General features: G+C 71.4%; 15 protein-coding genes and 1 pseudogene. 8 read left to right on the forward strand and 8 right to left on the reverse strand.

Features of this window, described 5'->3' with window-relative positions; all coding sequences use genetic code 11:
• Positions 1-132: 132 nt before the first annotated feature.
• Together CIB93_RS21890 and CIB93_RS21895 are read right to left on the reverse strand one after the other, a co-directional pair.
• The gene (locus CIB93_RS21890; RefSeq protein WP_096629130.1) at positions 133-1,038 is read right to left on the reverse strand and encodes a carbohydrate kinase family protein; all 906 of its coding nucleotides are present in this window, start codon (positions 1,036-1,038) and stop codon (positions 133-135) included.
• Positions 1,035-2,051 carry a pseudouridine-5'-phosphate glycosidase gene (locus tag CIB93_RS21895; protein ID WP_257002305.1) on the reverse strand — a complete coding sequence of 339 codons (1,017 nt, stop codon included), beginning with the start codon at positions 2,049-2,051 and terminating at the stop codon, positions 1,035-1,037. The genes CIB93_RS21890 and CIB93_RS21895 overlap by 4 nt, the downstream gene beginning before the upstream one ends.
• 104 nt (positions 2,052-2,155) lie before the next feature.
• On the opposite strand from CIB93_RS21895, the gene CIB93_RS21900 reads away from it, so the two are divergent.
• Entirely contained in the window at positions 2,156-2,518 is a 363-nt protein-coding gene (locus CIB93_RS21900) for a cupin domain-containing protein (protein ID WP_096629133.1), read from the forward strand.
• Positions 2,519-2,723: 205 nt separating this feature from the next.
• Here the strand turns inward: CIB93_RS21900 and CIB93_RS21905 are convergent, their stop codons facing one another.
• The 3 genes from CIB93_RS21905 to CIB93_RS21915 form a co-directional block, all read right to left on the reverse strand.
• Entirely contained in the window at positions 2,724-3,926 is a 1,203-nt protein-coding gene (locus CIB93_RS21905) for an MFS transporter (protein ID WP_096629170.1), read from the reverse strand.
• Positions 3,927-4,157: 231 nt separating this feature from the next.
• Positions 4,158-4,757 carry a methylated-DNA--[protein]-cysteine S-methyltransferase gene (locus CIB93_RS21910; protein WP_096629134.1) on the reverse strand — a complete coding sequence of 200 codons (600 nt, stop codon included), beginning with the start codon at positions 4,755-4,757 and terminating at the stop codon, positions 4,158-4,160.
• Positions 4,758-4,877: 120 nt separating this feature from the next.
• Positions 4,878-5,756: a glycerophosphodiester phosphodiesterase family protein gene (locus CIB93_RS21915; RefSeq protein ID WP_096629136.1), complete on the reverse strand. Its 879-nt coding sequence runs from the start codon at positions 5,754-5,756 to the stop codon at positions 4,878-4,880.
• A gap of 423 nt (positions 5,757-6,179) precedes the next feature.
• Here CIB93_RS21915 and CIB93_RS21920 point away from each other — a divergent pair, with 423 nt between their 5' ends.
• The 5 genes from CIB93_RS21920 (at position 6,180) to CIB93_RS21940 (ending at position 13,260) form a co-directional block, all read left to right on the forward strand.
• Positions 6,180-6,914: an MHYT domain-containing protein gene (locus CIB93_RS21920; protein ID WP_257002306.1), complete on the forward strand. Its 735-nt coding sequence runs from the start codon at positions 6,180-6,182 to the stop codon at positions 6,912-6,914.
• Positions 6,915-6,953: 39 nt separating this feature from the next.
• Entirely contained in the window at positions 6,954-9,086 is a 2,133-nt protein-coding gene (gene uvrB, locus CIB93_RS21925) for an excinuclease ABC subunit UvrB (protein WP_096629139.1), read from the forward strand.
• Between the two features lie 148 nt (positions 9,087-9,234).
• Positions 9,235-9,813, forward strand: a complete 579-nt coding sequence (locus tag CIB93_RS21930) for a TerD family protein (RefSeq protein WP_096629140.1) — start codon at positions 9,235-9,237, stop codon at positions 9,811-9,813.
• Positions 9,814-10,054: 241 nt separating this feature from the next.
• The gene (locus CIB93_RS21935; RefSeq protein ID WP_096629142.1) at positions 10,055-12,001 is read left to right on the forward strand and encodes a TerD family protein; all 1,947 of its coding nucleotides are present in this window, start codon (positions 10,055-10,057) and stop codon (positions 11,999-12,001) included.
• A 239-nt stretch (positions 12,002-12,240) separates the two neighbouring features.
• A complete protein-coding gene (locus tag CIB93_RS21940) occupies positions 12,241-13,260 on the forward strand; it encodes a TerC family protein (RefSeq protein ID WP_096629143.1) in 1,020 nt (339 codons plus the stop codon).
• Between the two features lie 243 nt (positions 13,261-13,503).
• Here CIB93_RS21940 and CIB93_RS21945 read toward each other — a convergent pair.
• A pseudogene (locus CIB93_RS21945) lies at positions 13,504-13,689 on the reverse strand (MBL fold metallo-hydrolase); the annotation flags it as partial.
• Between the two features lie 387 nt (positions 13,690-14,076).
• Here CIB93_RS21945 and CIB93_RS21950 point away from each other — a divergent pair.
• Positions 14,077-14,979 (forward strand): hypothetical protein, encoded by a 903-nt coding sequence (locus CIB93_RS21950; RefSeq protein ID WP_096629145.1) that lies wholly within the window; start codon positions 14,077-14,079, stop codon positions 14,977-14,979.
• Between the two features lie 191 nt (positions 14,980-15,170).
• On the opposite strand, the gene CIB93_RS21955 is transcribed toward CIB93_RS21950, so the two are convergent.
• Both CIB93_RS21955 and CIB93_RS21960 read right to left on the reverse strand, forming a co-directional pair.
• The gene (locus tag CIB93_RS21955; RefSeq protein ID WP_096629146.1) at positions 15,171-15,824 is read right to left on the reverse strand and encodes an MBL fold metallo-hydrolase; all 654 of its coding nucleotides are present in this window, start codon (positions 15,822-15,824) and stop codon (positions 15,171-15,173) included.
• Between the two features lie 10 nt (positions 15,825-15,834).
• On the reverse strand, positions 15,835-16,524 hold the full coding sequence (locus tag CIB93_RS21960) for a maleylpyruvate isomerase family mycothiol-dependent enzyme (RefSeq protein WP_096629148.1): 690 nt from the start codon (positions 16,522-16,524) through the stop codon (positions 15,835-15,837).
• A 175-nt stretch (positions 16,525-16,699) separates the two neighbouring features.
• Between CIB93_RS21960 and uvrA the strand changes: the two genes are divergently transcribed.
• The gene (uvrA, locus tag CIB93_RS21965; protein WP_096629149.1) at positions 16,700-19,753 is read left to right on the forward strand and encodes an excinuclease ABC subunit UvrA; all 3,054 of its coding nucleotides are present in this window, start codon (positions 16,700-16,702) and stop codon (positions 19,751-19,753) included.
• Positions 19,754-19,910 lie beyond the last annotated feature (157 nt).

The raw sequence follows: 19,910 nt of genomic DNA on the forward strand, positions 1-19,910 counted from the left end.
CGGCCTCCGCGGAGCCGCGTGTATGCGGCCTCACGGGTGCGGGCGGCCTTGTCGGTCACGCGGGCGTAAGGCCATCGGTCACGGGTATGGCTTGCCCCATCGGTCACGCGCGGGTATGGCTTGCCCCATCGGTCACGCGGGTGGGCGGCCGCCCACCGTGGTCACTGCTTCCGCCCCGGCCCGGCAGCCCTCCGCCGCGGCCGCCCTGTCGTCCGCCCCGGCGAGCAGGGCCGCGAGGAACCCGCCCGTGAACGCGTCGCCCGCGCCCGTCGAGTCGACCGGCTCGCGGACGGGTGGGGCGGGGGCGCGGCCGATGACCTCACCCCCGGCGGCCAGCACGGCTCCCCGTGCGCCCAGCGTCACCGCGACGCGCGGGAAGCGCCGGCTCAGCTCGGCCGCCGCGGCCTCGGGTTCGGGCAGCCCGGTGAGCAGCCGGGCCTCGTCCGCGTTCGGCAGCAGCTCCGCCCCCTCCGTGAACTCCAGGAACCGCTCCGGCCCCAGCTCGGCGAGGAACCCGGCCGACGCCGGGTCCACGCTCACCGCTACGCCCCGTTCCACGGCGGTGCGCAGGGCGAGGTGAGCGGCAGCCCGGCTCGTCGCGGCGAACAGGAGGTAGCCGGAGAGATGCAGCCGCCCGACCCCGTCGAGCAGCGCGGGCGAGAAGTCCTCGGCGGCGAGCCGCAGCACCGCCCCGCTGTCGGTGAGGAACGTGCGCTCGGCGGCCGGGTCCACCAGGGCGATGACGGTCGCCGTCGGCACCTCCTCGTCCACCGCCAGGAACGCCCGTACCCCTGCCCGTTCCAGCGCCTCCCGGTGCCACTCGGCGGACTCCGCCCCTGCCCTGGCGAGCAGCGTCACATTCGCGCAGCCCGAACGGACCGCCCAGCAGGCGACGTTGGCCCCCGCCCCGCCCGGCAGGGTCCGGATCCGGGCCGCCGTGTCCGTACCGTGCGCGAGAGTCGGTCCGTACCGCGCCACCACGTCCGTGACCACGTCCCCCACGACGAGGAGCCCGCCGCCTGACGCCGGGCGGTTCACCGCACGGCCGCCGCGACGGCGATCCGGGCCGCGAGGCGCACGTTTCCCCGTACCGCCGCGAGGTTCGCCTCCAGCGACGCGCCCTCGGTCCGGCGCATCAACTGGTCCAGCAGGAAAGGCGTGACGCCCTGCCCCGAGATGCCGCGCTCCCGGCACGCGTCCAGCGCCTCCGCCAGCACCCGGTCGTGCAGAGCGGGATCCAACTGATCCTCCTCCGGTACGGGGTTGGCGACGATCAGCGCGGACTCCGTGCCACCCAGAGCGTCCTTCGCCCGCATCACCTCGGCCACCTCCTCGGGGCTGTGGACCGTCCAGTCGACCGGCTCGCCGGAGCTGCTGAGGTAGAAGCCGGGGAAGTGCTCCGTGCCGTAACCGAGGATGCCGACGCCGAGGGTTTCCAGCCGCTGGAGGGTCGCCGGGACGTCGAGGATCGACTTCACGCCCGCGCAGACCACGGTGATTCCGGTGCGCGCCAGCAGCCGCAGGTCGGCGGACTCGTCCTGGTTCGCGGCCCATTCCCGGTGTACGCCGCCGAGCCCGCCCGTCGCGAAGACGCTGAGCCCCGCCCGCGCGGCCAGGAACGCCGTCGCGGACACCGTGGTCGCGCCGCTCGCTCCGGCCGCGAGCGCGGGGGCGAGATCGCGGTGGCCCAGCTTCCGCACGGCCGGATCGGCGGCCACCCGCTCCAACTGATCCTTGTCCAGGCCCACATGGGCCCGCCCGTCCAGGACCGCGACGGTGGCCGGGACCGCGTCGGCGGACCGGACGAGCGCCTCCAGTTCCAGGGCGACCTGGAGGTTCCCGGGTCGCGGCAGCCCGTGCGCGATGATCGTCGACTCCAGGGCCACGACGGGCAGCCGGGCACTCAGGGCGGCGCGCACCTCTGCCGAGAGCACCGGCTCGTAGGGGTTCCGCCGGTCCGGAGGGAGCTGTTCCGGAGAGCTCTGTTCCGGAGAGCTCTGATCCGGTGGGTTCTGTTCTGCCGGGTTCTGTTCCGCTGGGTTCTGTGGCATGCCCCATCCCTGTCGCGGGCGGGGTGGGTGCAAACCACGGAAGGAGCACGTCCGGCCGGTCCTGGTCGCGGGTCGGCCGGAACCGGTCGCTAAGGTGACCGGCCATGACGACAAATGACCAGGCCCCCGCTTCCTTCGCTGTGCACATCCCGGACGCCGAGCTCGTTCCGGAACCGCTCGATCCGGCACAGATCGTTTCGGGCGATCCCGTGGTGACGGGCAAGGTGCTGTGGGAGTCGGCCGACGGCAAGCAGATCCGGGGGATCTGGCAGATCACGCCCGGCGTCGTCACGGACACCGAGGCGAACGAGCTGTTCGTGGTCGTCAGCGGACGGGCGACCGTCGCGGTCGAGGGCGGGGCGACGCTGGAGATCGGCCCCGGGGACGCCTGCGTTCTGCGCGAGGGCGACCGGACGACCTGGACCGTCCACGAGACGCTCCGCAAGGCGTACCACATCAGCCTCTGACGACTCGGGCATGAGTGACCCGGGTCGGGCTTTGTGGCGGCTCCGGTTCCGGCTCTGGCCCACCGCTCCGGTTCCGGCCTTGCCCCTTCCGCTTCGGCTCCGGCTCCTCTCCGACTCTGGTCCTGGGCGCGGCTCCGGTCCTGGGCGCGGTGGCACCGTAGCCCTCCCCGGGGTGGCGGGCGGCCCGCCCCGGTCGGGCGGAGCCTCAGCCGCTGCCGACGGCCCCGGGCCGCAGGCTCCGGCGCAGGGCGAGCGCGGCGACCGGCAGGACCAGCGCGGCGCCGATCGCGTTCAGCGGGCCGTACCCCCACTGGGCGACGATCACGCCCGCGGCCGCTCCGCCGAGGCCGGCGGCCGCGTTCATGGTCAGGTCCGACAGCCCCTGCACGGCCGCCCGTGCGGCCTGCGGAACCGCGTCGGTGAGCAGCGCGGAACCGGCGATCATGCCCGCGGACCAGCCGAGGCCGAGCACGAACAGGCCGACGGCGGTCTGCCCGTGCCGCGGCCCGGCCGTGCCCGCGAGCAGCGCGGCGCAGCTCAGCAGCCCGACCGCCAGGCCGATCACGGTGAGTCGGCCGAACTGGTCGGCCAGCTTGCCCATCACCGGCGAGAACGCGTACATCCCCGCGATGTGCCCGCTGATGACGAGCCCGATCAACTGGAGGTCGGCACCGTGGCGGCCCAGGTCGACCGGGGTCATGACCATGATCGACACCATCGCGGTGTGTGACAGGGTGACCGTCACCAGGGCCAGCCGGGCCATCGGCGACTCCCTGACGGCCTCGACCCCGGCGCGCAGGGAACGCTTCCCGGGGGCCGACGTTTCCTCCGGGGCCAGGGCGCGGGCCGTGAGCAGCGGGTCCGGGCGCAGCGCGAGGGCCACGACGAGCCCCGCGAGCAGGAAGACGGCCGCCGAGCACAGGTAGGGCCCCGCCGCCTCGGGCACCGGCGTACCGCGGAACAGCCGACTCGCCGGGGCCGAGATATTGGGCCCCAGCACCGAACCGATCGTGGTGGCCCAGACGACGGTGGAGATCGCCCGGCCCCGCCGCTCCGGCCCCACCAGGTCGGCCGCCGCGAACCGCGCCTGGAGTCCGGCCGAGGACCCCGCCCCGAACGCCGCCATGCCGAGGAGCAGCAACGGGAAGCTCGGCAGCATCGTGGCGAGGACCACCAGGCCGCCACCCAGGGCGCCGATCAGATACGCGAGCACCAGACCGGGCCGTCGGCCCCGGGACGTCATCAGGGCGGCCAGCGGCAGCGACAGCAGCGCCGTGCCGGCGACGGACGCGGTCGGCGCCAGCCCGGACAGCGCATCGGACCCGCTCACCTCGGCGGCCAGCATCGGCGCCAGGGCGATGCCGACGGCGACACCGAGGCCGCCGAGTATCTGGCTGACGATGAGCACGGCGGACGTCCGGCGCTGGAGGGCGGGCAGCCCGGCGGCCGTGACCTGGGGGAGGGAGAGCGGTGGCGTCACTGGCGCAGTGTGCCATCGGTCCCGCCCCGCGACGCACCCGGACGGGTGACCCCGGCCGCAGCGAGGCCGTGGGGGAGCAGGGCCCGGCCCGGCCGCGCGGGCTGCCATGGACACAGCTGGAGCAGCCGGAACAACGATCGCCTCCCACCCCCGGACGCCCTAGAACAGCGGCTGCGGCAGGACCCCTTCCAGCGCCAGCAGCTGCCGCTTGGTCTCCAGGCCGCCCCCGAACCCGCCCAGACCCCCGTCGCTCTCCACCACCCGGTGGCACGGCACCACCACCGGCAGCGGATTGGACCCCATGGCCGCTCCCACCGCCTGAGCGCCGTCCGGCCGGCCCACCCGCGCCGCCAGCTCCCCGTAACCGATGACCGTGCCGTACGGCACCCCCGAGGCCAGCTCGCGCAGCGCCTCGCGCTGGAAGCCCGCTGTCAGCGACCAGTCCAGCCGCAGGCCGAAGTCCCGCCGCTCGCCCGCGAAGTACTCCGCGAGCGCGCGTATCGCCTCGGCCAGGCGATCGGAGCCGGGCGCCTCCACCGGCTCCGCGCCGAGCCGGGCCCGCAGCTGACCGAGCGCCGAGTCCCGGACGGCGGGGCGGGCGTGGAAGGCCACGGTCACCAGCCCGGCGGAGGTCGCGGCGAGCAGCAGCTGCCCGATGGCACTCGGCACGACGGACCACTCCACGGTCGGTCCACCGGCGCCCCCGGAACCAGCCCCGCCGTCCACCGCGCTGTCCGCCACGCCGTTCACACTGTCCATGCCGACCACCGTACGACCCACCACTGACAGCGCCGGATCGCCTTCGACGGTCGGCCCAGCCGAGCCGCGCCGAGTCCAGCTCGGCCGTGCCGTGCCGAACCGAGTCCAGCACAGCTCGGCTCAGCTCGTCGCGTCTCGTACCACGTCGGGATAGTTGGTGATGATCCCGTCGACCCCGAACGCACGCGCCTTCGCCGCCTTGGCCGCGTCGTTGACCGTCCACGTGTTGACCCGCAGACGCTTGCCGTGCGGGCCCTTGAGCCGCTGTACGGCTGCCACGTAATCGGCGCTGATCGTCGCGTACGAAGGGTTGATCTGATCGGTGAACGCCGCGTAACCGGGCAGATCGGCAACCGCGGGCGTGCCCAGGAAGCCGGTCGTGATGTCGGGGCGCAGGGCATGCACCTTCCGCACGCTGTCGGCGCCGAAGCTCTGGATGACCAGGCGATCCCGTACATGGGAGCGGTCCAGCCACCCTTCCTTCCGCAGTACGCGGACGATGTCCCGTTCGATGCCCGGATAGGTCCCGGGGCTCTTGATCTCCAGGAGCAGCTTCTGGCGGTTGCGCTCCAGACGGTGCAGGAACTGTGTGAGGGTCGGTACCCGGACCCCGGTGAACTGCGTCCCGAACCAGCTGCCCGCGTCGAGTTTCGCCACCTCCGCCGCGGTGAAGTCCTTTACCGCCCAAGGCGCCCGGTCCGGGAAGATCTGCTCGACGTTCGTCGTGCGCTTGAGGCCGGTGTCGTGCAGCACGACGAGCACGCCGTCGCGGGTGCGCTGCACGTCGTTCTCCACCCAGTCGATGCCCAGCGCGTCGGCCGCGTCGACGGCGGCGAGGGTGTTCTCCGGTGCGTAGCCGGACGCTCCCCGGTGGGCGACGACGACCGGGTTCGTCCGCTGCGCCGAGGCCTCGGTCCGGTCGGCGGCGGGTAGCAGCAGAGCGCCGGCGCCGACCAGGGCGACGGCGGTGGTGGAGGCGGTTGCGGTGCGTACGAACACGGGAACTCCTCGCATCGGAGTGTGCGGACACGCCGAGACTGACAGCGGCTTGCCAACGCCGGGCAGGGAGGCGATGGCCACGGCATGAACGGAACTTTCGCCTCGGGAGTCCGGTGAAGACTGCCGGAGATCCGGCGGAGAACGCCGGAGCCCACGCGGGGAGCATGAGGCCAGGTTCACTTCCTGGGGCGCCGTGCCGATAAAATGCACGTTCTCCATCTGCCTGCCGGGACTCGCCCCTCAGGGACCCCCTCGACCCCGGGTCTTCTCGAAGGGCGTGTCCGTATGCAGGGAATGGTCGACATGCAGGGAACAGCCGACGCGGTGCGAGCGGCCGACATCGTGGCGACGGCGACGGTCGGTACGCAGGGAACGGTCGACGGGTTCACCTACGGCCTGGTGACCCCCGTCGTGGCGTTCCTCATGGCCGGCCTGGGGGCCGCCCTCGGACTCCGCTGCACCATCAGGTCCCTGCGCACCGCACGCTCCTTCACGACCGGCTGGCTGGCTCTCGGCGCGCTGTCCATCGGATCCGGCATCTGGACCATGCACTTCGTCGCGATGACGGGCTTCAGCGTCAAGGAGGCACCGATCTCCTACGACAAGCCCCTCACCTTCGCCGGACTGGCCCTGGCCGTCCTCATGGTCGGCATCGGCATCTACATTGTCGGGTACCGGGGCGCGACCCGCATGGCGCTGATCACGGGCGGCACCATCACCGGCCTCGGCGTGGCGTCGATGCACTACCTGGGGATGGCGGGCATGCGTCTGGAGGGACAGCTCGCCTACGACACGCCCCTGGTCGCCCTCTCGGTGCTGATCGCCGTGGCGGCCGCCACGGCCGCGCTGTGGGCGGCCGTCTCCCTCCGTGGGCTCCTGTCCAGTCTCGGCGCGAGCGCTCTGATGGCCGCCGCGGTCACCGGAATGCACTACACGGGAATGGCCGCCCTCGACGTGCACCTGCACCTGCCGCCCGAGATGTCCGGCGTACTGCCCGGTGACCACCCCACCGAGACGATCGGCCCGATGCTGATCGGCCCCGGCTGCTTCCTGCTGCTGGCCGCGCTGGTGCTCATGTTCGACCCGCGCGCGGTGACCGAGGAACCGGAGTGGCGCCCAGGGGCCCGGGAGACCGCCGGACGGCCCCGGTACCGCTGATCCGGGGCTGTTGTCAGTGGGGAGCCGTACGGTGGTTGCATGCGGCCCGTTTCCAAGATCGAACGTTCGGTGGCGCCCTTCGAGGTCGTCAGTCCCTACCAGCCCAGCGGCGACCAGCCGGCGGCCATCGCCGAGCTGGAGCGGCGCATCCGCGCCGATGAGAAGGACGTCGTCCTGCTCGGCGCGACCGGCACCGGCAAGTCGGCGACCACCGCCTGGATGATCGAGAAGCTTCAGCGACCGACCTTGGTGATGGCGCCGAACAAGACGCTCGCCGCCCAGCTGGCCAACGAGTTCCGCGAGCTCCTCCCGAACAACGCGGTGGAGTATTTCGTCTCGTACTACGACTACTACCAGCCCGAGGCGTACGTCCCGCAGTCGGACACCTACATCGAGAAGGACTCCTCCATCAACGAGGAGGTCGAGCGGCTGCGCCACTCGGCGACGAATTCGCTGCTCACCCGGCGTGACGTCGTCGTGGTCGCCTCCGTCTCCTGCATCTACGGCCTCGGTACGCCCCAGGAGTACGTGGACCGCATGGTCCGGCTCAGGGTCGGCGAGGAGATCGACCGCGACCAGCTGCTGCGCCGCTTCGTCGAGATGCAGTACACCCGCAACGACCTGGCGTTCACCCGTGGCACCTTCCGGGTCCGCGGTGACACGATCGAGATCTTTCCGGTCTACGAGGAGCTCGCCGTCCGCATCGAGATGTTCGGTGACGAGATCGAGGCCCTGTCCACGCTCCACCCGCTGACCGGCGAGGTCATCAGCGAGGACCCCACGGTCCACGTCTTCCCCGCCAGCCACTACGTCGCAGGGCCCGAGCGCATGGAGAAGGCCGTCGGCGGGATCGAGCGGGAGCTGGAGCAGCGCCTGGCCGAGCTGGAGAAGCAGGGCAAGATGCTGGAGGCCCAGCGGCTGCGCATGCGCACGACGTACGACATCGAGATGCTCCGCCAGATCGGCACCTGCTCCGGCGTCGAGAACTACTCGATGCACTTCGACGACCGCGCCCCCGGCACGGCCCCCAACACCCTCCTCGACTACTTCCCGGACGACTTCCTGCTCGTCCTGGACGAGTCCCACGTCACGGTCCCGCAGATCGGTGCGATGTACGAGGGCGACGCCTCCCGCAAGCGGACCCTCGTCGACCACGGCTTCCGGCTGCCCTCCGCGATGGACAACCGGCCGCTGAAGTGGGAGGAGTTCCTGGAGCGGATCGACCAGACGGTGTATCTGTCGGCCACCCCGGGGAAGTACGAACTCTCGCGCGGTGACGGGTTCGTCGAGCAGATCATCCGCCCCACCGGCCTCGTCGACCCCGAGGTCGTGGTCAAGCCCACCGAGGGGCAGATCGACGACCTGGTGCACGAGATCCGCAAGCGCACCGAACGCGACGAGCGGGTCCTGGTCACCACGCTCACCAAGAAGATGTCGGAGGACCTCACCGACTACTTCCTGGAGCTCGGCATCCAGGTTCGCTATCTGCACAGCGACGTCGACACCCTGCGCCGTATCGAGCTGCTGCGCGAGCTGCGCTCCGGTGAGTACGACGTGCTGGTCGGCATCAACCTCCTGCGCGAGGGCCTCGACCTCCCCGAGGTGTCGCTCGTGGCCATTCTCGACGCCGACAAGCAGGGCTTCCTGCGCTCGGGCACTTCGCTCATCCAGACCATCGGCCGCGCCGCCCGTAACGTGTCCGGCCAGGTCCACATGTACGCCGACAAGATCACCCCGGCGATGGAGCAGGCGATCGACGAGACCAACCGCCGTCGCGAGAAGCAGATCGCGTACAACACCGAGCGCGGCATCGACCCCCAGCCGCTGCGGAAGAAGATCAACGACATCGTCGCCACCATCGCCCGCGAGGAGGTCGACACCGAGCAGCTCCTCGGCACCGGCTACCGGCAGGGCAAGGAGACCAAGGCCCCGGTGCCCGCGCTCGGCGGCAAGGCGGCCAAGGCCGGGGCGAAGGGCCGGGCGGCGGCCTCGGTCGGCGCAGTGGTCAGTGACCGTCCCGCGACCGAACTGGCCGGGATCATCGAGGAGATGACCGAGCGGATGCGGGCCGCCGCCGCCGATCTGCAGTTCGAGGTGGCCGCTCGGCTCCGCGACGAGGTGGGCGAACTGAAGAAGGAGCTGCGCCAGATGAAGGAAGCGGGCCTCGCCTGATTCCGTCGAGCCGGGCCCGGGCGCGCCCGGTGTGTTGCAAGACCGACACAAAAACGGACCGAACCTGCTGCCGCCCGAGGTGGAATGCGTAGGGTGCGGGGAAACCGCACACGGACGGTTGCGGGGCAATGCCGAGAGGGGACAGCGCGTGACGGTCAATATGACCAAGGGTCAGGCCATCAGCCTGCAGAAGAGCGACGGGGGGACCCTGACCGCGGTACGGATGGGGCTCGGCTGGCAGGCGGCTCCGCGCCGCGGCCTGTTCGGCTCGCGCACCCGGGAGATCGACCTGGACGCCTCGGCGGTGCTCTTCGCCGACAAGCAGCCGGTCGACGTCGTGTTCTTCCGCCACCTCGTCAGCGATGACGGCTCGGTCAAGCACACCGGCGACAACCTGGTCGGCGGCGCCGGCTCCGGCGGGGACGACGAGGCGATCCTCGTCGACCTCCAGCGCGTGCCGGTCCACATCGACCAGATCGTCTTCACGGTGAACTCCTTCACCGGGCAGACCTTCCAGGAGGTCCAGAACGCCTTCTGCCGCATCGTCGACGAGACCAACGGCCAGGAGCTCGCCCGGTACACGCTGGACGGCGGTGGCCAGTACACCGCCCAGATCATGGCGAAGGTGCACCGCGCGGGCAGCGGATGGCAGATGACGGCCCTCGGTAACCCGGCCAACGGCCGCACCTTTCAGGACCTGATGCCGTCCATCCTGCCGCACCTGTAGGCGGCGGACCCGGGCCGGACCGGACGGGATCGGTCCGGCGTCGGCGCCGGTAACGGCACGAGCAGCTCCCGGAGGCACCCGCCGCCGGGAGCTGCCCCACGCACGGCACACAGCACCGGCACAGCGCGAACGCGACACCGCACGAACGCGCGACACCGCACGAACGCGCGACACCGCACGAACGCGACACCGCACGGCACCGCACCCGTGGGCGCGGGCCATCGTCGAGGGGGACAGGGCAATGACGGCCGAACTGGTCCGGGGGCAGAACCACACCTTGCCCCAGACCCGTCTGGAGATCCGGGTGTCCGCGGGCACGCCCGTCATCGCCGGAGCGACCCTCGGCGACGAGCGGGGCACGGTGCGCGGCGCCGAGCGGATCGCCCACCCCGGCGCACCCCAGCTCCCCGGGCTCGAAGCCTCCCAGCAGGCGGCAGCCGACCACCGGCTCGCCGTCGACCTGGAGGCGCTGCCCGCCGAGGTGCACCGGGTGACCGTGCTGCTGGCGCTGCCCGTAGGCGTCGGCGGCCCGGTGCGCTTCGGCGCGGTCCCCGCCCCCTTCGTCGCTGTCACCGGCCTCGACGGCACCGAGATCGCCACCTTCACGCTGACCGGCCTCGACGCGGAGTCCGCGGTCAGCGCCCTGGAGCTCTACCGCCGCCAGGGCGCCTGGAAGGTCCGCGCCGTCGGACAGGGGTACGCGGCGGGGCTCGCCGAAATGCTCGCCGACCAGGGCGTGGCCGACGCCGCCGCCCTGGCCGGCTCCATCCAGGAGGCCGTCACCCGGGGCCTGGCCCGCTCCGTGGCGCCACCGCCGCCCCGTACCCCGGAGGGCGACCGCGTACGGCAGGCCAACGGCCCCGCGGACCACCGCCTGCCGTCGGCATCCCCTGCCACCCCGGCCGCCCAGCCCTCCGAGCCGCTGACCGACCCCGCCCCACCCGGCCCGCCCCCCGCCGCGGGAGGGCCCATCAGCTACGCCCACCCGCGCCGCCAGCACGCCGCGCCCCCGTCGCCTCCGCCCACCGCACCCCCGGCCCAGCCCGGGCAGGCCGCGCAGCCGGTCGCCGGGGACGCCACGGGCTGGTCGATGGACGAACGCCTCTACAACCAGATCTGGGGCATGTTCGAGGACCTGGCCCGGGCGGTGGCCGCCTATCGCAGTGCCGTGGACTTCGCCGAGTCCCGGATGAGCCAGGAGCTCGACCAGGCCCTGTCCGACCCGCGCAACCGGATCGGCGGCGCGGGCGACCACGCCCGCGCGCAGGCTCGTGCCAAGCGCGACGAGCTGACCGCCCGGGCCCGGGAGGCCCTCGACCGGGACCTCGGCCAGCTGGCCGCCGAGGCGGCCGTCGTCGAGCCCGCGCTCCCCGCCGCGTACGCGGGCTGGGGCAACCCCGTCTGGCACGCCCACCGCGTCCCCATGGAGATACCGATGGCCCTGCGTATCGGTGACCTCCATCTGCCCGAGCGCGCCGACCTGCGCATCCCGCTGCTCGTCCGGCTGCCGCTGGAGCGCGGGATGTGGGTGGACAGCGGCCGGACGGCGTCCGAGGCCGCCGCCCTGATGGACTCCGACCGGTTGCGCCGACTGGCCATGGAGACCGCGGTGGCCCATGTGGCCCGGCTGCTCGCGGTGTATCCGCCCGGTGAGTTCGCGGTGCACGTCATCGACGCGGCGGGTGCCGCGGCCGGTCCGCTCGCGCCGCTGGTCGAGGCGGGCGTCCTCGCCGGGCCGCCCGCCGCGGGACCCGGGGGGGTGTCCTCGGTCCTGGCCCACCTCACCCGGCGGGTGGACCTGGTGCAGATGGCGGTCCGGGCCGGGGCGGCCGACTCGCTCCCGCCGGACCTGGACACCGCCGAGCAGCTCCTCGTCGTCAACGACTTCCCGCACGGCTTCGACGACCGGGCCGTCACCCAGCTCCGCTACCTCGCCGACGAGGGCCCCTCGGTCGGGGTGCACCTCCTGATGGTCGCGGACCGGGAGGACGCCACCGCGTACGGGCCGGTGCTCGACCCGCTGTGGCGTTCGCTGCTGAGGATCACCCCGGTCGCCGACAGCCACCTCGCCGACCCGTGGGTCGGGCACGCCTGGACGTACGAGCCGCTGGCGATCCCGCCGGGCAGCCGCGTCCTGGAGCAGGTGCTCACAGCGGTGGCAGCCGCTCGCCGGGCTGCGGGCCGTTGATCAGACAGCAGCCCCGACCTGCGAATTTGACCATCCCTTTACCATTCCCTTTACCTTTCCTTGGTGATGCCTGTACTGTTCGGCGTACGGAGGGGAGTACTCCTTACGCGACGTCCCGTCAATACGGACCGTTGACCGGTCCCGGGGCGTCGGCCCAGGCGCGCCGTGCGCCAGGGTGGAAGAGACCTCCGGCAGCGACGACGCTGAATCAGTTGCCGTAGCGAACTGCCGGAGGCGCAGTGGACGTTTCATGGACCCTTTGGGCTCTGACCATCTTTGGTCTGTCAGCCCTGATCGCCGTCGACTTCTTCATCGGGCGCAAGCCCCATGACGTGTCGACCAAGGAAGCCGGGATCTGGACGATCGTCTGGATCGTGCTGGCGGTCATCTTCGGACTCGGCCTGCTGGTGTTCGGCAACAGCCAGGCCTCCGGCGAGTTCTTCGCCGGATTCATCACCGAGAAGTCGCTGAGCGTCGACAACCTCTTCGTCTTCGTCCTGATCATGGCGAAGTTCTCGGTGCCCTCGCACCTCCAGCAGCGGGTACTGCTGATCGGTGTGCTGATCGCCCTGGTGCTCCGGGCGATCTTCATCGCCGCCGGCGCCGCCGTGATCGCGAACTTCTCGTGGGTCTTCTACATCTTCGGCGCGTTCCTGATCTACACCGCCTGGAAGCTCATCCAGGAGGCACGGGCCGGCGAGGAGGAAGAGGAGTTCGAGGAGAACCGTCTCCTCAAGTCGATCGAGCAGCGCTTCGGTGTCGCCGATCAGTACCACGGTACGAAGCTCTTCATCCAGCGGAACGGCAAGCGCATCCTGACCCCGCTGATGGTGGTCATGCTGGCCATCGGCACCACCGACGTCCTGTTCGCGCTGGACTCCATCCCGGCGATCTTCGGCCTCACCCAGGACCCGTACATCGTGTTCACGGCCAACGCGTTCGCGCTGATGGGTCTGCGCCAGCTGTACTTCCTCATCGGCGGTCTGCTGAAGAAGCTGGTCCACCTCAGCTACGGCCTGTCGGTGATCCTCGGCTTCATCGGCGTCAAGCTGGTGCTGCACGCCCTGCACGAGTCCGGGGTGGACGTCCCCTCGATCTCCATCCCCTTCTCGCTCTCCGTCATCTGCGGCGTGCTGGTGATCACCACGGTCACCAGCCTCATCGCCAGCAAGAAGCAGGCGGCGGCCGAGGCGGAGAAGGCCGAGAAGGCGGAGGCCGTCGGCCCCGCCGACGAGGAGAGCGAGCGCGTCGGCAGCTGACCCCGGGCCGCCCGGAGCGGCAACAGGGACACACCGGCAGCGGCCGGGGCGGGAACGGCGAAGACCGTTTCCGCCCCGGCCGCTGTGCGTGTGTGACGGGTCGGCGTGCGCCCCGGCGGGGGCGCGACCGGGGGCCCGGGCGACCGGTCGGTACGCGACTGGTCGGCGGCGTCGCCGACCGCGGGCGCGCTACTCAGGCAGGCGCCGTTGCCGACCGCGGGCGCACCGCCCGGGCAGGCGGGGCTACCAGCCGCGGGCGCGCCACTCGGGCAGGTGGGGCCGCTCGTCGCCGAGCGTCGTGTCGTGCCCGTGGCCGGGGTAGACCCACGTCTCGTCCGGCAGCCGGTCGAACAGCTTCGTCTCGACGTCGTGCAGCAGGCTCGCGAACGCCTCCGGGTCCTGGTGCGTGTTCCCGACCCCGCCGGGGAAAGGCAGCACCACGGGCAACGGCCCGGCGCCCTAAGACCATCGCCGTGAAAGGTCGACCTGACTAGGAAGTCGAAGCCGGGAGGCAGGGGCGCTGCCGGACCGGCACTCGTCCCGGGGTACCGGAAGACTGCTCACCCCACCCCGCTCCAAAGCCCTGCAGCGGGCCGACAGCGGCCTTGGGGGGAAGGCGTCCTCGCAGCCCCCAGCAAGGTCGACCGGCCCGCCCGCCCGCCGCCGAGAGCACTGGGTGTAGCGCATTCGGCTGGGGCTGAGACCAAAGTCGGTTGTGATCACTGGATCTGATGAGGCGCGCTGGCGCACGGTCACGCTCAGCTCTAGGGTGATCGCGCTGCGCGATGGTGTCGCGCTTTCACAGATCGGGTTCTCATGAGGTTTGGGCAGCAGCCCCTTTCCCGGCTCGCGTCCCGGCTCGCCGTCTGCGCTGCGGCGGCCGGGCTCGCGATGTCGGCCGCCGTGCCGGCACAGTCCGCCCCCAGCGCTCCGGGCGTGCCCTCGGCTCCACGGCTGGCCGATGTCGAGATCGTGCAGAGGACCGAGACCGTTGGTGACTACCAACAGGTGCGTGCGTTCTGCCCGGACAGGAAGGTCGTCATCAGCGGTGGCGCTGAGGCGAAGGCGGACGGCTCCCACACCGAGTCCCTGGCCGTGGTCTCCAGCCACCCGGAGTTCTTCCCCTGGCAGGAGGAGTCAACGCTCTGGGTCGCCAGCGCCCGGAACTTCTACGGGCAGCCCAGCACCGTCACCGCCTGGGCGGTGTGCGCTACGCGTCCCAGCGGCTACGAGGTCGTGCAGACGCCGTTGTCCCAGGTGCCGGTCGACCAGCCGGTCACGGCTTCCTGCCCGGCGGGCAAGGTCGCGCTCGGCGGCGGCGGCGACATCCAGGGCGACAGGAGCGCCCTGAACAAGTCGTACCCGGCCGCGTTCGACTCGTCCGTGCAGCCCAGCCAGTGGGTGGTGGCGGGCCGGAAGGGCGAGAACACCACGGTCGGTGTCGTCGCCACTGTGACGTGCGCTGACCCGATCCCTGACGTCACCTGGGCGACGGGGAAGGTGACATCGAACAGCCCGGTCGGCGGGTTCCTCGCGTGCAAGGACGGCCGGCAGGTCGTGAGCGGTGGCGCCTCTGCGAACGGACGGGAGACCGTCCTGACCGCGTCGAGGCCCGGCCTCCAGAGCGAGGGCGCTGTCAGTGACGGCTGGTGGGCCCAGGCGGGCAGCTTCTACGAGCCGTTCGAGGTCCGGGCGTACGTGATGTGCACCAGCCGGTAGCGGACCCGGCAAGGGCCTAGGAGGGCCCGCAGACCTTGACCGGTCATGCGGGCCCTTTGCTGTGCCGGGGAGCGGGCCGGGACGGTCTTGCGGAGCACGTGCCGGGGCCAATGTGTGGAGGCTGCCGGCTGCGCCGCCGCTTCCTCCGGGCCGCGCGGTGCGGCCGCATAGAATCAGTCGTCGTCGGACGGTTACCAGCCGCGGGCACGCCACTCCGCGAGGTGGGGGCGCTCGGCGCCGAGCGTGGTGTCGTTGCCGTGGCCCGGGTAGACCCAGGTCTCGTCCGGGAGGACGCCGAACACTTTGGCCTCCAGGTCGCCCATCAGGGAGTTGAACTCCTCCGGCTCTGTTGTCAGGCCAGGACCGCCGGGGAAGAGGCAGTCCCCGGTGAACAGGTGCGGGGCCCCGTGCGGGTCGTCGTAGACCAGCGCGATGGAGCCCGGGGTGTGACCGGTCAGATGGCGGGCGGTCAGCTCGACCCGGCCCACGGTGATCGTGTCGCCGTCCTCGACCAGGACGTCGGTCGGCACGGGGATGCCCTCGGCGTCGTACCGGCCCGCGTACGTCCGGGCGCCGGTGGCCGCCACCACCTCGGCCAGTGCCTGCCAGTGGTCCCCGTGCTGATGGGTGGTGACGACGGAGGCGATGCCGTCGTCACCGATCAGGGCGAGAAGGGTCCCCGGCTCGGCCGCCGCGTCGATCAGCAGCTGCTCGCCGGTGGCCCGGCACCGCAGCAGATAGGCGTTGTTGTTCATCCCGCCGACGGCGACCTTGGAGATCATCAGGTCCGCCAGTTCATGCACGCTCGCCGGTCCGCCGACCTTCACCGCTCCGCTGTACGTCATGCGGCTCAGCCTATAGCGGGGGCAGAGTGGGCAGCGGGCCCCCGGCCACCGTCAGGGCGGAGCCGTCACGGCGTCCGGCGAGCCAGCCCAGCAGCCCGGCGGCCGTCCCCTGGACCGTGACCAGGGCGCTCTGCGGACCGCCCCCGGTGCTCCAGGTGCGGCCGTCCTCGTCGGTCAGCGCGGTGGCGGGCACATCGGGGTTGCCGGTGAAGCGCTCGGCGAGGAAGGCGATCTCCCGGGACGTGAAGTCCGCGGGCAGGTCCTCCAGCTCATAGCCCACATCGAGGTCGACGTGGTGCACGTCCACCTCGATCCAGCGGCGGAAGGGGACCCGGGCGGCCGAGTCCGTCACGCCGTTGCGCAGGGTGACGGTGCGGGTCCAGTCGGCCGGTTCCGCGGCGGTCGCGAAGAGGCGGTCCGCGCTCTCCCGGAGGTCGGCCAGCTGCTCGGCCAGGGGGCGCGGAGCGCCCTCGACGATGTCGGCGTCCCGGGTTTCGCTGCTCGCGTACATCGGGAGACCCCGGAGAACATTTCCGAGCGCGTCGGCGTTACGTGACAGGTGGGCCAGTACATGGCCCCGGCTCCATCCGGGCAGCCGTGACGGCTCGGCGACAGCGTCGTCGTCCAGTTTCCCGACTGCGTCGAGCAGCCGTTCGGTCGCTTCGCGTACAGCTCCCAGGTCGTGCGCATGATCCATCATGCGGCCGAGCCTAGCCCTGCCACTCATTCGGGTGAAGGAGTGGCAGGGTGACCATAAATCGAATGTGCGTGCTATACGCTCGGAGTCGAAAGCTTCGTACACCGCTGTGGCGCCCCCCATACCCTGGGACAGGGGCTCAGTTCCCCCGCTTCTCTCTAGAAAGGTGCGGACCGGCGTGGCCGACCGTCTCATCGTCCGTGGCGCGCGCGAGCACAACCTGAAGAACGTCTCGCTCGACCTGCCCCGTGACTCCCTCATCGTGTTCACCGGGCTCTCCGGGTCGGGCAAGTCGTCCCTCGCGTTCGACACGATCTTCGCCGAGGGGCAGCGCCGCTACGTGGAGTCGCTCTCCTCGTACGCCCGGCAGTTCCTCGGCCAGATGGACAAGCCGGACGTCGACTTCATCGAGGGGCTTTCGCCCGCCGTCTCCATCGACCAGAAGTCCACCTCGCGCAACCCGCGCTCGACGGTCGGCACCATCACCGAGGTCTACGACTACCTCCGGCTGCTCTTCGCCCGGATCGGCAAGCCGCACTGCCCCGAGTGCAGCCGCCCCATCTCCCGCCAGTCGCCGCAGGCCATCGTCGACAAGGTCCTCGGCCTGCCCGAGGGCAGCCGCTTCCAGGTCCTCTCGCCGCTGGTGCGCGAGCGCAAGGGCGAGTTCGTCGACCTCTTCGCCGACCTCCAGACCAAGGGCTACAGCCGGGCCCGGGTCGACGGCACCACCATCCAGCTCGCCGAGCCGCCCACGCTCAAGAAGCAGGAGAAGCACACGATCGAGGTGGTCGTCGACCGTCTCACCGTCAAGGACAGCGCCAAGCGCCGACTGACCGACTCGGTCGAGACCGCGCTCGGCCTCTCCGGCGGCATGGTCGTTCTGGACTTCGTCGACCTCCCCGAGGACGACCCCGAGCGTGAGCGGATGTATTCCGAGCACCTCTACTGCCCGTACGACGACCTCTCCTTCGAGGAGCTGGAGCCGCGCTCCTTCTCCTTCAACTCGCCCTTCGGCGCCTGCCCCGACTGCACCGGCATCGGGACGCGCATGGAGGTCGACCCCGAGCTGATCGTCCCGGACGAGGAGAAGTCGCTCGACGAGGGCGCGATCCACCCCTGGTCCCACGGCCACACCAAGGAGTATTTCGGCCGGCTGATCGGCGCGCTCTCCGAAGCCCTCGGCTTCCGCACGGACATCCCCTGGGCCGGGCTGCCGCAGCGCGCCAAGAAGGCGCTCCTCTTCGGTCACAAGATCCAGACCGAGGTCCGCTACCGCAACCGCTACGGGCGCGAGCGCGCCTACACGACCCCCGCCTTCGAGGGCGCGGTGCAGTTCGTGAAGCGGCGCCACACCGAGGCCGAGAGCGACTCCAGCCGGGAGCGCTTCGAGGGCTATATGCGCGAGGTGCCCTGCCCGACCTGTGAGGGCACCCGCCTCAAGCCGATCGTCCTCGCGGTGACGGTGATGGAGAGGTCCATCGCCGAGGTCGCCGCGATGTCGATCAGCGAGTGCGCCGAGTTCCTCGGCCGCCTCAAGCTGAACGCCCGCGACAAGAAGATCGCCGAGCGGGTCCTCAAGGAGGTCAACGAACGGCTGAAGTTCCTCGTCGACGTCGGCCTGGACTATCTGTCACTGAACCGCGCGGCGGGCACCCTGTCCGGCGGCGAGGCCCAGCGCATCCGGCTGGCCACCCAGATCGGCTCCGGCCTGGTCGGCGTGCTGTACGTCCTGGACGAGCCGTCCATCGGCCTGCACCAGCGCGACAACCACCGACTCATCGAGACCCTGGTCCGCCTCCGCGACATGGGCAACACGCTCATCGTCGTCGAGCACGACGAGGACACCATCAAGGTCGCCGACTGGGTCGTCGACATCGGCCCCGGCGCCGGTGAGCACGGTGGCAAGGTCGTCCACTCCGGCTCGCTGAAGGAGCTGCTGGCCAACAAGGACTCGGTCACCGGCCAGTATCTGTCGGGCAAGCGCTCGATCCCGACCCCCGACGTCCGCCGCCCGGTCGACCCGGCCCGCAGCCTCACCGTCCACGGCGCCCGGGAGAACAACCTCCAGGACATCGACGTCTCCTTCCCGCTCGGCGTCCTCACCGCCGTCACCGGCGTCTCGGGCTCCGGAAAGTCGACCCTGGTCAACGACATCCTCTACACCCACCTGGCCCGCGAGCTGAACGGCGCCAAGTCGGTCCCCGGCCGCCACACCCGGGTCGACGGCGACGACCTCGTCGACAAGGTGGTCCACGTCGACCAGTCGCCGATCGGCCGGACCCCCCGGTCCAACCCGGCCACGTACACCGGGGTCTTCGACCACGTCCGCAGGCTGTTCGCCGAGACAATGGAGGCGAAGGTGCGCGGCTATCTGCCGGGCCGCTTCTCCTTCAACGTCAAGGGCGGCCGCTGCGAGAACTGCTCCGGCGACGGCACGATCAAGATCGAGATGAACTTCCTGCCCGACGTGTACGTCCCGTGCGAGGTCTGCCACGGTGCGCGCTACAACCGGGAGACCCTGGAGGTCCACTACAAGGGCAAGTCCATCGCCGAGGTGCTGGACATGCCGATCGAGGAGGGCCTGGAGTTCTTCGAGGCCGTCCCGACCATCGCCCGCCACCTCCGTACGCTCAACGAGGTCGGCCTCGGCTATGTGCGGCTCGGCCAGTCCGCGCCGACCCTCTCTGGCGGCGAGGCACAGCGCGTCAAGCTGGCGAGCGAGCTCCAGAAGCGGTCCACCGGCCGCACGGTCTACGTCCTGGACGAGCCGACCACCGGTCTGCACTTCGAGGACATCAGCAAGCTGATCACCGTGCTCTCCGGCCTCGTCGACAAGGGCAACTCGGTGATCGTCATCGAGCACAACCTCGATGTCATCAAGACCGCCGACTGGGTCGTCGACATGGGCCCCGAGGGCGGCAACGGCGGCGGTCTGGTCGTCGCCGAGGGAACCCCGGAGCAGGTCGCCTCGGTCCCCGCGAGCCACACCGGGAAGTTCCTCCAGTCCATCCTGGACGCGGACCGGATCAGCGAGGCCGCAGTGCCCTCGGGCGGGGGGACGCCCCGCAAGGCGGCCGCCCGCAAGACCGCCCCGGCGAAGAAGACGGCGGCCACGAGGACGGCGGCCGCGGCCAAGAAGGCCACGGCGGCCAAGGCGAAGGCCACGGTGACCAAGGCAGCGGCGACGAAGGCGACCGCCGCCAAGAAGGCCACCCGGGCCCGCAAGGCCTGAGCGCGGCCTTCACCGACCGCGGCGGCCCCCCCTCACGAGGAAGGGGGGCGCCGCGGTCTGCCGGGGCAGCGGGTACGGCCCGGCCGCAAGGCTTCCACCGGCCGCCGGTATCGTCGGTTCTGTCACCGGCGCCAGGGGCCGCAGTGGTCGCCCTGAC

This window comes from Streptomyces sp. WZ.A104 (assembly GCF_002382885.1).
In the GTDB taxonomy this organism is placed as follows: Bacteria; Actinomycetota; Actinomycetes; order Streptomycetales; family Streptomycetaceae; genus Streptomyces.

Bases quoted from the DNA above. Each gene is read 5' to 3' on its own strand.
- CIB93_RS21910 (WP_096629134.1), bottom strand. From the start codon at position 4,757: ATGGACAGTGTGAACGGCGTGGCGGACAGCGCGGTGGACGGCGGGGCT.
- CIB93_RS21960 (WP_096629148.1), bottom strand. From the start codon at position 16,524: ATGATGGATCATGCGCACGACCTGGGAGCTGTACGCGAAGCGACCGAA.
- CIB93_RS21895 (WP_257002305.1), bottom strand. From the start codon at position 2,051: ATGCCACAGAACCCAGCGGAACAGAACCCGGCAGAACAGAACCCACCG.
- CIB93_RS21920 (WP_257002306.1), top strand. From the start codon at position 6,180: ATGGCCGGCCTGGGGGCCGCCCTCGGACTCCGCTGCACCATCAGGTCC.
- CIB93_RS21935 (WP_096629142.1), top strand. From the start codon at position 10,055: ATGACGGCCGAACTGGTCCGGGGGCAGAACCACACCTTGCCCCAGACC.
- CIB93_RS21955 (WP_096629146.1), bottom strand. From the start codon at position 15,824: ATGACGTACAGCGGAGCGGTGAAGGTCGGCGGACCGGCGAGCGTGCAT.
- uvrB (WP_096629139.1), top strand. From the start codon at position 6,954: ATGCGGCCCGTTTCCAAGATCGAACGTTCGGTGGCGCCCTTCGAGGTC.
- CIB93_RS21900 (WP_096629133.1), top strand. From the start codon at position 2,156: ATGACGACAAATGACCAGGCCCCCGCTTCCTTCGCTGTGCACATCCCG.
- CIB93_RS21950 (WP_096629145.1), top strand. From the start codon at position 14,077: ATGAGGTTTGGGCAGCAGCCCCTTTCCCGGCTCGCGTCCCGGCTCGCC.